This is a genomic window from Bacillus sp. Marseille-Q3570 (genome assembly GCF_946151055.1).
In the GTDB taxonomy this organism is placed as follows: Bacteria; Bacillota; Bacilli; order Bacillales; family Fictibacillaceae; genus Pseudalkalibacillus.
Genome location: NZ_CAMGYZ010000005.1, coordinates 178,854 through 193,183, shown reverse-complemented (window position 1 = coordinate 193,183; position 14,330 = coordinate 178,854). Strand labels below are relative to the sequence as shown.

At 40.6% G+C, this 14,330-nt stretch carries 14 protein-coding genes; 6 read left to right on the top strand and 8 right to left on the bottom strand.

The genetic code is table 11. The annotated features are described in order from the left end of the window. Positions 1–49: 49 nt before the first annotated feature. A complete protein-coding gene (locus N8M93_RS10725; protein ID WP_261131721.1) occupies positions 50–907 on the bottom strand; it encodes a LysM peptidoglycan-binding domain-containing protein in 858 nt (285 codons plus the stop codon). A gap of 332 nt (positions 908–1,239) precedes the next feature. Between N8M93_RS10725 and N8M93_RS10720 the strand changes: the two genes are divergently transcribed. The 5 genes from N8M93_RS10720 (at position 1,240) to N8M93_RS10700 (ending at position 7,060) form a co-directional block, all read left to right on the top strand. Then, complete coding sequence (locus N8M93_RS10720; protein ID WP_261131720.1) at positions 1,240–1,797, top strand: hypothetical protein; 558 nt, start codon at positions 1,240–1,242, stop codon at positions 1,795–1,797. 437 nt (positions 1,798–2,234) lie between these two features. Further along, on the top strand, positions 2,235–3,878 hold the full coding sequence (locus tag N8M93_RS10715; RefSeq protein ID WP_261131718.1) for a DUF6583 family protein: 1,644 nt from the start codon (positions 2,235–2,237) through the stop codon (positions 3,876–3,878). A gap of 134 nt (positions 3,879–4,012) precedes the next feature. Then, entirely contained in the window at positions 4,013–5,221 is a 1,209-nt protein-coding gene (locus N8M93_RS10710; RefSeq protein ID WP_261131716.1) for an ABC transporter permease, read from the top strand. After that, positions 5,218–6,366 (top strand): ABC transporter permease, encoded by a 1,149-nt coding sequence (locus N8M93_RS10705; protein ID WP_261131714.1) that lies wholly within the window; start codon positions 5,218–5,220, stop codon positions 6,364–6,366. The genes N8M93_RS10710 and N8M93_RS10705 overlap by 4 nt, the downstream gene beginning before the upstream one ends. Beyond that, a complete protein-coding gene (locus N8M93_RS10700) occupies positions 6,353–7,060 on the top strand; it encodes an ABC transporter ATP-binding protein (RefSeq protein ID WP_261131712.1) in 708 nt (235 codons plus the stop codon). Before N8M93_RS10705 ends, N8M93_RS10700 begins: the two co-directional genes overlap by 14 nt. A 58-nt stretch (positions 7,061–7,118) precedes the next feature. Here N8M93_RS10700 and N8M93_RS10695 read toward each other — a convergent pair whose 3' ends face one another. Both N8M93_RS10695 and N8M93_RS10690 read right to left on the bottom strand, forming a co-directional pair. Further along, entirely contained in the window at positions 7,119–7,907 is a 789-nt protein-coding gene (locus N8M93_RS10695; protein WP_261131710.1) for a C40 family peptidase, read from the bottom strand. A gap of 274 nt (positions 7,908–8,181) precedes the next feature. Then, positions 8,182–8,988 (bottom strand): SGNH/GDSL hydrolase family protein, encoded by an 807-nt coding sequence (locus N8M93_RS10690; protein ID WP_261131708.1) that lies wholly within the window; start codon positions 8,986–8,988, stop codon positions 8,182–8,184. A gap of 282 nt (positions 8,989–9,270) precedes the next feature. Between N8M93_RS10690 and N8M93_RS10685 the strand changes: the two genes are divergently transcribed. Beyond that, on the top strand, positions 9,271–9,609 hold the full coding sequence (locus tag N8M93_RS10685; protein WP_261131707.1) for a hypothetical protein: 339 nt from the start codon (positions 9,271–9,273) through the stop codon (positions 9,607–9,609). Between the two features lie 183 nt (positions 9,610–9,792). On the opposite strand, the gene N8M93_RS10680 is transcribed toward N8M93_RS10685, so the two are convergent. Genes N8M93_RS10680 through N8M93_RS10660 form a run of 5 tightly spaced genes read right to left on the bottom strand, consistent with a single transcriptional unit; the run spans position 9,793 to position 14,312 of the window. Beyond that, positions 9,793–10,176: a hypothetical protein gene (locus N8M93_RS10680; protein WP_261131705.1), complete on the bottom strand. Its 384-nt coding sequence runs from the start codon at positions 10,174–10,176 to the stop codon at positions 9,793–9,795. A gap of 43 nt (positions 10,177–10,219) precedes the next feature. Beyond that, positions 10,220–10,996 (bottom strand): enoyl-CoA hydratase/isomerase family protein, encoded by a 777-nt coding sequence (locus tag N8M93_RS10675; RefSeq protein ID WP_261131703.1) that lies wholly within the window; start codon positions 10,994–10,996, stop codon positions 10,220–10,222. After that, positions 10,971–11,858 carry a 3-hydroxyacyl-CoA dehydrogenase gene (locus N8M93_RS10670; RefSeq protein WP_261131701.1) on the bottom strand — a complete coding sequence of 296 codons (888 nt, stop codon included), beginning with the start codon at positions 11,856–11,858 and terminating at the stop codon, positions 10,971–10,973. The genes N8M93_RS10675 and N8M93_RS10670 overlap by 26 nt, the downstream gene beginning before the upstream one ends. A 16-nt stretch (positions 11,859–11,874) precedes the next feature. After that, complete coding sequence (locus N8M93_RS10665; RefSeq protein ID WP_261131699.1) at positions 11,875–12,906, bottom strand: zinc-binding dehydrogenase; 1,032 nt, start codon at positions 12,904–12,906, stop codon at positions 11,875–11,877. After that, positions 12,903–14,312 carry a phenylacetate--CoA ligase family protein gene (locus tag N8M93_RS10660; protein ID WP_261131698.1) on the bottom strand — a complete coding sequence of 470 codons (1,410 nt, stop codon included), beginning with the start codon at positions 14,310–14,312 and terminating at the stop codon, positions 12,903–12,905. The genes N8M93_RS10665 and N8M93_RS10660 overlap by 4 nt, the downstream gene beginning before the upstream one ends. Between the last annotated feature and the right edge of the window lie 18 nt (positions 14,313–14,330).

Genomic DNA, 14,330 nt, shown 5'->3' with positions numbered 1-14,330 from the left:
CTCTAGTAATTGACTACCCGCAATTTCTTGAAAGTATTCTTATAAAGGCTTATTTGGAAATCATTAACGGCTGCCCTGGGTAAATGAGCGAAGAACTTAGCTTGTTGACTTTCATCAGCTTTTCCACAGTGACACCATATTTTTGACCGATATCCCATAGTGTATCGCCCTTTTGGATATTGTACATGCTGTAGGAACGAACGACGACATCCCTTGATTTTTCTTTGGTTGGAAGCTGAATGGTCTGGCCGGGATAAATCCAATGCGACTTGATGTCATTCAACTTTTTCAACGTCTGGACGTCTGTTTTATACCGTCGGCTGATTTCCCAGAGCGTATCGCCTTTTCTGACAGTATGGAAACGGATCGATTTTACGGTTACCTGGACTTCTTTCGTTTTCTCGGGATCCTTGCTTCCTTTTACGACTGTAAGGGTCGGGGTGTTTTCGACGTTCCCGGAATCAGGGAGTACTCTTCTCGCTTTTACATATCGGTCGCTCCAATAATAAGGGGAAAACGGATTTGCATAGCCGACACCTTTGCTCTGAGCTCCTATCATTTTTCCGTTGCCGGCATAGATCGCGACGTGATTGATTGTTCCGTTAAAATTTGTATCAAAAAAGACAAGATCCCCTGGTTGGAGATCACCGCTCCGGACGGATTTACCTACTTTAGCCTGAGCTCGACTTGTTCTCGGAAGCTTCACACCATGCTGACGGAAAACCGTCGCGGTAAAAGAAGAACAATCAAAACTGGACGTGTTCCCTACTGCCGAACCATACTTGTATGGCGTACCCAGGAATTTCTTTGCGCTCTCGATCACCTCTTCTCCGGAATGTGCATAAGCCTCTGTTCCCACTGTCATGACAAATCCAGCAGCGAGTGCTCCAGGCAAAACCTTTTTCATCCGAATCCCTCCCGTAGTTTTTTCACTGATCGTTCGACTTGGACTCGGTTGCTTCATGCCTGTCTGGGTCGGAAAAGCCCTCTATTGCTCGGTCTAACTCACTTTATGCGATGAAGCTTATCCGATATGCGTGCCAGGCACCGTTTACGAAGCCAATGGTACCAAGGGATCCGAAACGGTGCCTGGCACCTTATGAAATCCCTTGTGGCCCTAAGACTGAATTTCAGTGCCTGGTACACTAATAAGAAAAGATTTTCTATGTATTGGTAATATTTAAGTTGTTTGTTAATATTGGTTAAGTGATGGAAACAGGGACTTAAGGGGGATATCCGTTGAAGAAAATCACTAAAGATTTTTTTATATTTTGTATAATCATCATCGCTGGTATTACTTGGTTTTTCCCATTCTCACAGTTAAGTATCTATAAATCTTTTACTTATAATCCTGATCCTGTCGTGGTGGAACAGTATAAAGATGATTTGAATCGCTTTAAGAGCAAGTACAATAAAAATTCGCGTAATCAAAATGATCTTACCAATGAAAGAATCCAATACATAATTGAGATGTATGAAGAGGACAGCTTTTTAAGCGATGAGCGGTCAAAAATTACGAAACATCGTCTGGATAGTTTGTTGTTTGAAATTGTAGAAACGAGAGAGCTACTGATTGAGCTGGCTTTCAAAGAGTCGTATGAAAGGAACGCGGATGATTTCCTGAGGCTGCTACTGGAAGATACATTAGCGCTTGAAGAGCAAATTCAAAATCTCATTTATTCAAACAGCAACTCAAGATTTACACTTGAACGCCAATACAGTAATCTATATATGGGATTCAATAGAAACCTTGATCTTCTAGCATCCTTCTATGATGATTACGCCCAAAATAGGTAAAACCTTTTACCGACCTCTGCTCCACAGAGGTCTTTTTTGTGTTTGTGTGCCGTTTGCGTGCCAGGCACCGTTTCAAACCCATTGGTATCACTGAATTCCTAAACGGTGCCTGGCACTTTCTGAAATCCCTTACGGCACAAGGGCTAAATTGTCGTGCCAGGTACAGAGGTTTTTTAAACTAGTATTCTATGCTTCTTGATTGGGCATAATGGTAATGTTTCAAGGGATAAATTTAGTAAAATTTCCCTTTCCTTATTATTTTGAAAAAATATGGTTGAAACGGGTTGTGGTACGGTGTAGGATTAGTAAAGTGTGATAATTTTTCAAAGAATTTCCTTAAATATGTCGAATGTTACAGAAACTATTCTAGGGCTTATCCGTATTTATTGGACAGGAGATTCATAGTCTTATAATACATACTTAATGGGAGGACAAAGATGGATTACAATCAAGGAAAAAATGAAACAGCCGCTTCAATCGAACCGTCGCAACAACCGGGGAAAAGTAAAAAACCGATTCTGATCTCACTTGCAGTGATCGTTTTACTTGGAATCAGTGCAACCGTATATGCGATGTTTTTCAATCTAACACCGAAAGAGACGTACTTTCAAGCTGAAAAAAATACAATGGAACAAACACAGGAATCCTTCAATAAGACATTTGCGGTCAACAAAGATGTCAATGAAAAAATGATGGAAGAGCCTTCTAAATCAACACTGACACTAGGTCTTAAGAGCATCGATGGACTTCAAGCGATCGACCCGAACATGGCGATGTTTGCATCCATACTTAATGACGTGAATTTGAGCATGTCCGCACAACTCAACCCTGAGAAAAATGAAGGGCTTGCTGAGTTGAAAGCCGGCATGGGCGGAACAGAATTCATTAAAGCAGAAGCTTATCAATCTGAGGATCTGACAGGATTGAATGTCCCGCTTCTATATAACAACTACCTTTATTTGAACAATGACCAGTTTGGCGAAGTGATGAAGAAGTTCGATCCCGCTTACCAGGGTCCTGAGCAGATTGATAATTTTGTAAAAATGCAGCTCGAAGCAATGAAAAACCAGGAAAAGTATGAAGAGCAAGCTGAAGAATACGGGAAATTCCTTCTCGATAAAATCAAGGACGAGAATGTAACCGAAAAAAGTGGAGTCGAATTCCAAGGGAACAAATACACACAACTTACACTTGAACTTTCTGAAAAAGAAACAAAAGACATCCTGAAAGCTTTGATCGATAAAGTCAGAGAAGATGAAGAATTACTTGACCTCCTCATCGAAGCTAACGGCAACACAGTGTTCACTGCTCCAGGTATGGAAACCACTGATATGAAAGAAACCATCCAGACAGAACTGAAAAAAGCATCCGACAACATCGATCAAGTGAAAATCCCTGACGGCTTCAAAAGCGTTGTCCTGATCGACAAAAATGAAGTGATCGTCAAGCGTGACGTTGATTTTAAAATCGGGGCTGAATCAGAGCTCGTTGTCGTTGACTATTCCAGCCATGCACTACGTTCAGACGATCTCATCACTGACGGAAAATGGGAGATCAATGTCTTCCCAGAAAACGGTGAAAAGCAAGACTATGGAAAAATGCTAGTTGAAATCAAAGGTGAAAAAGGTGAAGGCGATGCCGCTACACGTGATATCACTGGAACATTCGCCTTTGCTGAAGCTGGAAAAGTCAGCGGGGCAAATTTTAGTGCAAAAATCTCAGGCACACCAGAGGACATGAAAGCTGAATTTGAAGCGGCAATCGAAGACCCCGACAACTCTGGTATCCCTCCATTGAAAGGGCATTTTACACGTAAAGTGACAGATGACCTTGATAACGGCACATATGCATCAAATGGCGAATTTGGATTGGAAGTTGATTCTGGACTCGGCGCACCGATCAATGTGACGTTCGATTATGATAGCAAAACCGAGTTTACTAAAAATCTGAAATTCCCGAATGTTACTGAAGACGGGGAGAATGTCGCGGAAATGAGCCCTGAAGAAATGGAACGCATCATGACAGAAATCCAAACACGTATTCAAGGAATGATGATGAACGGGCCACAAATGTTCAACTAATAAAGAAAACTTGGCAAAGCTAAGGTTCCTAACTGAAAAGTTATCCTTTTGAACGTATAATAAAAAAGTAAGGCAAGTGTCTGAGGCTCCTCCACACTTGCCTTCTTTATACACTTAATGTACAGGAGATCACGATGAGAGCACTCAAACTTGCACAGACACAATTAAAGGAAATCTTCCGTCAGCCAATCGCATGGGTGATCCTTTTTTTAATGCCCTTTGCTCTTATCGGTTTTTTACTATATGGACTTGAAAATGTGCTCAAATCAGAGTCGCTGCTCCCCCCTTTTGACGTCGCAATCGTGAATAAAGACGTCGATCCTCAAACACGTTTGTTGATTCAACAATTTCAGGACGATGAAGAACTCGAATCATTGATCACCTTCAGGTCCATGAATGAAGAAAAAGCCCGTGCCTTATTAACTGAAAATCAGATTGCTTCGATTTTACTGGTTCCAGAGGGGTTTGCTAATGGAATCAAATTCGGTGATAACAAACCGGTCAGTATCGTTACCAATGAACAGCGACCATTCCAATCGGCACTCTTTCTGGAAATGATGCATAGCTCAGCAGACTTGATCAGTGCTGCCCAAAGCGGCGTCAACACCATTTACGATTATTTAAAAGAAGAGAATTATTCTAATGATTATGTAATGAAAGTATCGAATCAAATGATTTTTGACTTTACCACTTTCGCTTTCAACCGTAAAATCATGTTCGATAGAGAAGAAATCAGGTCGTTCCAGGGAGTTACCCCTCTAAAATATTACAGTGTTTCCGGCTTCATCTTCTTGTTGCTGTTGACCGGTCTGCTTACAATGAGCATGACCTCTTCCACAAATGCTAAAATCGATGAACGACTGCGGACTTTCGGTGTATCTTCAGGAGCTCACCTATTCAGCGGGCTCTCCACCCAAATTACGATTTTGTTTATGCAAGCAGTTCTGATCTTAGCTGCATTATGGATTTTGACAGACTTGAAGGTTACCGGTCACTTCGGTTGGAGTATGCTTACCTTCGTAACAGCCATCATCGTCATCGGTGCCTGGTATACCTTTTTATCGAATCTTCCTATTGCAGAAGGAATACGGTTTTTCATTGGATTCCTTGGACTGGTGGTTTTTGCTGCTGGAGGAAGTTTGATTTTTCCTGAGTCCTACTACACCGGGTTCTTAGCATGGCTTAACCTATCAACGCTGTCCAACTGGCTACACACCAGCCTGGTGAACTCCTTCTTTATAGAAAACCAAGATATACTGTTCTCGAGTCTCGGTGTGCTAGGCGGAATGACAGGTGTCCTTCTTTTCTCTTCCTACATCGTAAGGCAGGTGAAGCAGTCATGAGAATGTGGCATTTCATCCGCACCAGATGGAAAATCACGTTGAGCAGCAAATGGCAGTTCCTTTTGATGCTCATCCTCCCCCTGCTTGTCTTTTGGGGTGCTGACCAATTGCTATCGAAAGGTTCGGATCAGCTGAAAATTCCTGTCATTGTTGTGGCGGAGGAAGAAAACGAAACAGTTACTACAATCATTGAACGGGTAAAAGAAAATGAGACACTCCAAATCAGCGAACAGCCGATGACAGAAGCGAAACGCCTTCTTGAAACGAATCAGGCTGAAGCCGCCGTCGTTTTTACAACGGGTTTTGAAGAAAAAATAAAACAAGGTGAAATCAACGATGTAATCCGGTTATGGAAGGCACCAAATGCGATATCAACCGGGCTGGTCGAGGAATATGTAGCCAGCGAGGTGATCAGGCTTGCAAGCAACGGTAAAGCTGCTACATACCTGTCAAATGAATATGACGGAAAAAATGTGTATGAGTACGCCTGGAAATACACCGATGATCAATGGGAACCTGAGCCTTTAATGACAATTGAACATGAAAAGGTCGGGAGCCCCGTTCAGACGCAAAAACCTGAAAGGAACCTCAAACCGGTGCTGTTCGGCATACTCAGCATCTACATCCTGCTCATCAGCTTTTATTTGCAGACCTGGGTAATGACGGAGCGAACAAACGGACTGGCTTCAAGAATGGGGATGTTCGGAGTCAATCGCTTCACCCGCTCCTTCTCCAACCTCCTTGCATCCGTAGCAGTTATACTCGCATCACTTTTACCAGTATCGATCTATCTTTTGCTTGGTGATGGAGATTTCGTACAAAAAGCATCTCTGCTAATCGCCTATGTGATCGCTTGTGCAGGAATCGGTTTTCTGATAGCAAACCTACTTAACAACACGCTTCTGTATCATTTGATTGCTGTTGCAATAACGGTTGTATCCGGTGTATTAGGTGGAAGCTTCATCAAGCTGGAGGAGTTTTCCGTTCTACTAGAGAATGTATCTCAATACACACCGCAGCACTGGTTTTTAAACGGCTTAACGCGTTCAACTACAACCACCGAACTGACAATTCTATTCGGTTTCGGGATTGGAATGATTATTTTAGGATTAGGGATTGGAGCTGTACGACATGATCGAGCTTAGAAGTGTACACAAACGATATAAAGGGACGGATGTCGTTAAAGACGTCGATCTCATGATTCCACAGGGAGCTCGTGTCGGACTTGTTGGACCGAATGGTGCTGGAAAATCAACAGTGATGAAGATGATCGCAACTTTAGTCACTCCATCCAAAGGAGAAATCCTTGTTGGCGGACAATCTGTTACGAAAAAGAAAAAGCAGCTCAGGCGCAGAATCGGCTACGTCCCACAGGAAATCGCGCTCCATACAAGCATTTCTGTAAAAGAAAACTTGAAATTCTGGGCAGGCATGGCACCAGGGAGGGTGTCCGAGGCTTGGATTATACAGATGGTGGATATGGTTGGCCTAAAGGAAAAGCTTAACGAACGTGTCGATAAGTTATCTGGGGGAATGCAGCGGAAGCTCAATATCATTGTCGCCCTGCTCCACAACCCTGAACTCCTGATCATGGACGAACCGACAGTAGGAATCGATATCCCTTCAAAAACAGACATCGTCGCCTTTTTAAAAGCGCTGGGTCCAGACAAGACGATCTTGTTTTCATCTCATGACCTGCAGGAAATCGAAATGCTGTGCCATTACGTATTGGTGTTGGAAGATGGTGTATTACGACACTTCAGTGCCATCAACGAACTCCCTCATTCACGGAACCCGACCCAGGAACTGCTCAAGCATCTGCAAATTATCCGGATCTAAATAAAAAATCCTTTTAAGTAGGATAGCCTACCTAAAAGGATTTTATCTTTCTTTTATATTAGTTAGGAATTTTAAATGTTTGTCCTGGATAGATCACATCAGAAGATAGATTATTTGCATCTTTCAACTTACTTACAGTAGTACCATACTTGATACTGATTCCCCATAATGTGTCTCCAGATTTTACTGTATGTGTCTTGCTGCTTGCAGCTGCTGTGCTAGTTGTACCAGAGACCTTCAATTTTTGTCCAACGTAAATGGTGTTTGAAGAAAGATTGTTCAGGCTTTTAAGATTCGATACTGAGGTGTTATATTTCATGCTGATCCCCCAAAGCGTATCTCCACTTTGTACCGTGTAGGCAGATCCATCAGGTGTTTCAGATTTGGGTGTTTCAGAACTGAGAACCCTTTTCGCTTTTACAAAACGATCGCCCCAATAGTATGGTGAGAACGCATCCGTGAATGCGACACCGGTAGAAGATTGCGCCCCTAACATCTTTCCATTTCCAGCATAGATCGCTACATGGTTGATGACACCATTGAAATTCGTATCATAAAAAAGCAAATCTCCAACTTTTAGATTCGATTTCGAAACGGTTGTACCAACATTAGCTTGAGCACTACTTGATCTAGGCAGACTGATTCCATACTTTTTAAATACAGTAACCGTAAAAGATGAACAGTCAAACGAACTCGTAGAACCTACTGGTGCTCCATATTGATATGATGTCCCTAAATAATTATCGCCCGTATCAATGATGTCAGTTCCTGTTGCTCCGAATGCTTGTCCAGCTCCAGAGAACACGATTCCTGTTGCAAGTGCGATTGGTAATAACTTTTTCTTCATTACTTCTCCTCCAATTGGATTTTTAGTAGTTCTGGCTAGTTAAACCAATTGGGAGTAAGTCAAAAAGTAGAACTATGATATGTATGTTTGAAATATGTATTGTCTGAAATTGAAATCTATCAAAATTGCTAAATATTCTATTCTTGCTACTTTATTCCTTATCCCCTAACCCCGAATGTTATCTTATCATAATAAATGCTACATTAAGATTACAGTTTCATTACAATCGAAAACAAAAAAGAAAAAAGCCCCTGACAGGAGAGGCTGATTTAGTCTATTTTCCTGTAAAGTAGTTTATGAGATACTCTGCCCAAACCTCGTTACCTTTATCATTAGGACCTGATAGATCATCTTTAATATAATCTCTGACTTTTTCATCTTTAACATCTGGCCAATTATCCCAATGGTCCAGATAAGTGATCTTTTCTTTCTCGGCAAATTCCTTGATACCCTCTACTTGCATTGCGTATACTTGTGGTTCAAATATTGGGTGGGAAGGCTGTAACATAAAGACCGTATCTTCATTGCTTTCAGAGAATCTACGTTCTAAGATTTTAATAGCTTCAATTGTATCTTTAACGCCGACATCCCCGTTATCATTCATAATAAATGGTTCAAGAAGTACAATATCAGGTTGAGAATCAACAATGTCAGCCATTTTTTCTTTATAAATTGCAACATTCGAATGGTCTTCTCCAAAGTCATATGATTTCAATTCGAAAATCCCTTCACCATAGGCGTGATCTATCCCAATTTGAAGTAATTCTGGCCAAGGAGCCTCACCCATTCCTTGAGCCTCAGAGCCAATTAATGCTACTTCGATTGTTTCACCTGACTCAATAGCACCGCCGACTAACATTCGTGCTTTTTCTGATAGATTTTTTGTTAAATCATCAACATCAAGTTCGGATTCTTTACCCTTAACAGACTCTTCCTTTGTTTCATCCTTTTTAGATAAAGGTTCTGCATTAGCCTTTGCATTGGCAATCGCATCATTAATCTTTGAATTCCAATGAAAATGACCCAAAACAATTATTGCAATCGATAAAATGATTGTAGTTATGTATAGTAATTTTTTCATATTCCTCCCCTTTCCTTCGACACCCTGAAATTACATTTATCTATTAATAATAATGCAATATATAGCATATCTTGTCAAAATATGATAGAAAATTCATTAATTATGAACAAGGAAGATTTCCCCTAGTAATATGGTTCTATAATCCCTATTATCAAAAATTTTCTTTTGATTCAATATGCCTACATTATTCGACAATGTTTTCTTGGTATAGCAATTTACTTCAGTCTAGTTGTCTAGTATAATAAAGCTATTCTTATAATTATTTAAAAGGTGGGTCTTAGGTTGGATGAAAACAAAATAATGGTTGTGCTTGTAAAACCAGGACAACTTCCTCAGTCCACTTACATTCCGAATGATTTAAAATACTTCGAAGAACTAGTAGACGGTCCTGTAAGTGTAGAAAAGTTCTTTATCAGCGGTTATAGATTAGTATGCAGTGTAGATGAAGGATACGGATATGAAAACAGTTCAATGCCGCTTGGTACATACTTTATCACCCGTTATCATACATCATTTGAAACGATGGAAACAGAAGAAAGTGAAGAAATCAAAAAAGCGCTTAAAGAACGATCCAAAAAGCGCAAAAAGAAAAAAGGTTTGTTCTCAATATTTTCTAAGTAAAATAACCTATATCTTGTTCTCATTACAGGGTATAGGTCTTTTTACCCTTAATAAGGTGAATATTTTATCAGAAAAATGTATTTTAGATACCTTTTATGCCAAATTCCTATGTGCCAGCGAGCATATTGGAATTTTTCTTTAGCTGATATATGAACATAAAGATAAGTGAAAAATATACTGTTTCTAGACAATTAAGGTCTTGAGTCTTGTATTTTTTAATTCAAGTACTAAAAAAGCAAAAGGGTAGTGTTTTGGATGAACGTGATTTTTTACGCGGTCAGCTTTAAGGTTTCCAACACCTTTTTCAGTGGTGTGATTGCGATCCCTTTTTGATAAGCATACACGACTTGCTGCCGAGCATCTCGCTTCAGTTGTCACCAGCTTTCTGCTTGTGTACAAGCTGTCGATCAGGAGATAAACTTGTTCTTCTTCAGAGGAAGGAAATCCCTGGATCATTTCGGCGGCCAGATCGTTTTTGCTTTTAAAGGGGCGATTGCACCTTGCAGTACTCCTTTCTGTAGCAGGGCAGGAAATCGTAGGCAAAGGAATATTCTTCAGCGACGACATGCCCGAACAAAAGCTCCCCCCTTATTTAAGGGGGGGTGGTCAGTTATTCTCCAACAAAGTTCGGTTGACGTTTTTCAAAAAATGCTTCTGTACCTTCAACTTTGTCTTTTGTCCCAAACAAAATCGCCTGTAGTGATTTTTCCAATGCTAACCCTGAGGACAAGTCTGCAGTAGCACTTTCATTCAATGCAATTTTTGCTAGTTTAAGTGCAATTGGTGGTTTTTTTGCAAGATCGGCTGCAAGTTCATGAACTCTATTCATAAGAGCCTCATGCTCAACAACTTCATTTACTAATCCTATCCGATATGCTTCCTTTGCATCAATGATCTTTCCAGTTAAAATTAAATCTTTAGCATTTTGAAGCCCGATCAGCTTTGTTAATTGTTGCGTGCCACCTCCTGCAGGAAGAATACCTAAATTAATTTCTGGCTGCCCCATTTTTGCACGATCACTAACAATTCTGAAATCACAAGCAACCATCAATTCACATCCGCCGCCAAGCGCATAACCGTTCACTGCTGCAATAACAGGTTTGTAGGATTTATAAAGCTCTAATAATACATCTTGGACAGCAGCATCATAAATATCTAATGGTTTACGATGTTTGATCCAATTGATATCAGCACCAGATGCAAACGACTTATCTCCAGCACCTGTGATAATGATTGCTCTAACGTTTTCATCTCTATTTAATATTCTAACTGTTTCACGTAATTCTTCCCAACTATCAACGTCCATAGAATTACGAAACTCCGGGCGATTGATTGTAATTGTGGCAATGGAATCTGAAATATCAATTAACAAGTAGTTTAGATTCATCCATTTGCCCCTCGCTTTGATAGTCATATACCCCTTTTCCGGTTTTCTTTCCAAGTCGCCCTGCTTTCACATATTTGATTAGCAATGGACTAGGACGAAATCGTTCCCCTAGTGTTTTATGGAGGTATTCTAAATTTTTCAATCTAGTATCCAGTCCTACCAAATCGCCTAGCTTGAATGGCCCCATAGGATAATTCAAACCTAATTCTATGGCGCGATCAATTTCTTTTGGGGTCCCTACTCCTTCCATCAACATATTGAAAGCTTCGTTTCCTACCAGACTACTTATTCTACTAGTGACAAATCCAGGAAACTCATTGATTAATACGGTCTCTTTTTTCATATGCTTAGCAATGTCTTCCACATGCCTACATGTTTCATCGCTGGTTTCCAACCCTCTGATGATTTCTACGAGTTTCATTTTATGAACTGGATTGAAAAAGTGCATGGCAATGACTTTGTCCGGCCTATCTGTAAAAGAACCTAGCTCAGTCGGGCTCATGGTGGATGTATTGGAGGCTAGTATCGTATGGGGAGGACAGTTTGAATCCAACTTTGTAAAAACATCTTTTTTGATTTCGATATTTTCTGGGACCGCCTCAATCACAAAATCTACCAACTTAGTAGCATTAAGCAAATCAGAAGTATAGGAAATCCGCCCCTTTGCACCTTCCTCTTCTTGTAAAGTCAGTTTGCCTCTATCTACACCTTTCCTTAAAATCGAGTCTATTTCATTTTTTGCATTAACCAGTGCCTGTTCTGAGATATCCTGTAAGGTTACTTTGAACCCACCTACAGCACCTGCGTAACAAATGCCTCTTCCCATAATCCCAGATCCAATTACCAATAGGTTTTGGGTCATACTCCTTCTCCTTTCACTAGATTCTTAATAATATTTTTCCTATATGGTTTCCTTGTTCCATTAGTGAATGGGCTTCGCCAACCTCCTCTAAGTTGATGATCTGATAAATATAAGGAAGTAGATGTGGCCTGGATTTCAGGAAATCGATCACCGCTACGAAGTCCGATCGATTTCCCATCCACGTCCCGGTTATTGTCAGTTGTTTACCGAAAATATAGCGTAGATCCGTTTCAGCGATCGCGCCTGTTGTCACTCCGCAAAAAGCCAACCTTCCCCCTCGTTTCAACATTTTTAAACTTGAAGACCATGTTTTTTTGCCGACATGATCGAGAACAACATCAACGCCTTTGTTATCAGTTAACTTACGGATGTCTTTTGTAAGCCTTTCAGATCTGACCACGACTTCCCCTTCAAACCCAACTCTATTTAAAAATTCCGCTTTATCATCAGATCCTACAATTGCAATTACTTTGGCTCCAATGCCTTGTGCAATACGTACGGCGGACAATCCTAGTCCACCTGTGGCACCCCAGATCGCTACCGTATCATTAGCATTTAACTTCGCTTTCGTAATGAGGGCATTCCAAGCCGTAATATAAGATATCGGAACGGCTGCCCATTTTTCCAAAAGCTCCGAAGAAACCGATAATACATTCATGGAGGATACGGTGATATACTCGGTATATCCCCCATCGACGTTATAACCTACAACCTTGAAATCATAACATTGGGATTCAAAGCCTTTCATACACGCAGAACAATGACCGCAGCTTGTACCTGGGTAAACCAATACAGCGTTTCCAATTTCCAAGTGATTTACTGCATCACCTTTTTCCACAACAATACCAGCAATATCACTGCCTGGTATCCTCGGAAGATTTAATTTGTCTCCATTCCCGCCTCTTCTTAACCATATATCCAAATGGTTAAGAGCGCAGTATTTCACATTGATCCTTACCTCATCTGCTTGCAGTTTTGACTTTAGATTCACAGAATGGATTTTCAACTGATCGACAGAACCATGCTCTTCTAAAATGACTGTTTTCACACAGTCACCTCCTTAGGACGCCTGTCATCAAATCGTTTCAACTTTGCTCTATGTCCTCTGCCTGTATATTGTTCAAGAGAATTTATAGGCACGATTTCAACATTGATTTTGACTCCAAGTTGCTGCTTCAATTTTTCGACTAGCATTTCTTGAAGTTGAGCATGACTGACACTTTCTGAAGAAGGCTCTACCATGATTGTCATTTCATCTCTTTCAGACTTGCCAACCTTCTTTAACCGTTCTATATAACAGAAATATTCACCATTCGTTTCTGGTTGCTGAGCAATGATTTTTCCACAAGCTTCTGGCCACACATTCACTCCTCTCAATTTGACCATTGTATCGCTTCGTCCTTGGAAGTAATTTATTTTTCGATGCCAGCTTCCACACTCACATTTTTCTATTTCATACATAGCAGTTATATCTTGAATGTTATAACGAATCTGCTGTGTTCCAGTTTTATAAAGTGCCGTTACGACAATATTTCCTCTTTGTCCTGGTGGTACAGGGTTTCCAGTTTCAAAGTCAACAACCTCAACTATGAAAGCGTCTTCAAAAATGTGCAACCCATTTTTTGCTGGGCATTCTGCAGCTACATATTGAACCTCATGAAACGCATAGGAATCATAAACTGGAACCCCAAATTTTTCTTCTACAGGTGCTGTATCCCCAAATGCCAAGAGTGATGTGAAGTTGAAATCATTTTTGAGGTCATACCCCATTTTTTCTGCTGTATCAGCTATGTGTAACAAATAATCAGATGTAGCAATGATAGAGGTTGCACCAAATGTCTTCGCTAATTCAACTTGTTTATGAGTCGGTGTTACATTACCTGTACTAGTTGTGATTGGTGTAACACCGAGCCAATGCCACATGCCATGGTCCATGATCCATGCTGCATTATGTGTCGAATAAGCCCACGCATTCATGACAACATCTCCGGGTCTGATCCCTTGCAGGTGGAATGTTCGTGCACTTAAGATTGCTCCTACCTCGCGATCCCACTGCGAATAGATAGTCGGGCGTGGTGTACCTGTAGTTCCGCCACTTGTATAAAACCGTAAAGGCGTGTGTTGAGCGTCTTTAAAAGAATATCTTTGATAATCCCCAAACGGGGGATTCCGGTCAATGCTTTCACGAATATCATCAATCGTATAGATTGGAATCTTATGCATATCCTCCAATGATTGAACATCAGATGGAGTGAAATCATGTTTTTCCCATAGTTTTTGGAAGAAAGGAATTTTAGCTCCATGTTCTAATGTTTCTTTCAACCTTTTTAACTGCGTTTTTTCGATTTTCTCTCGACCCCAGAGCCATGCGCCTTCCATATATTCTTGAGGGGGTTCATATTCAGAAACGAGTTTGTCCCAGTCTAAAGATTTATAATAATATGGAATTTCCACATTTGTACCTCCTTTATA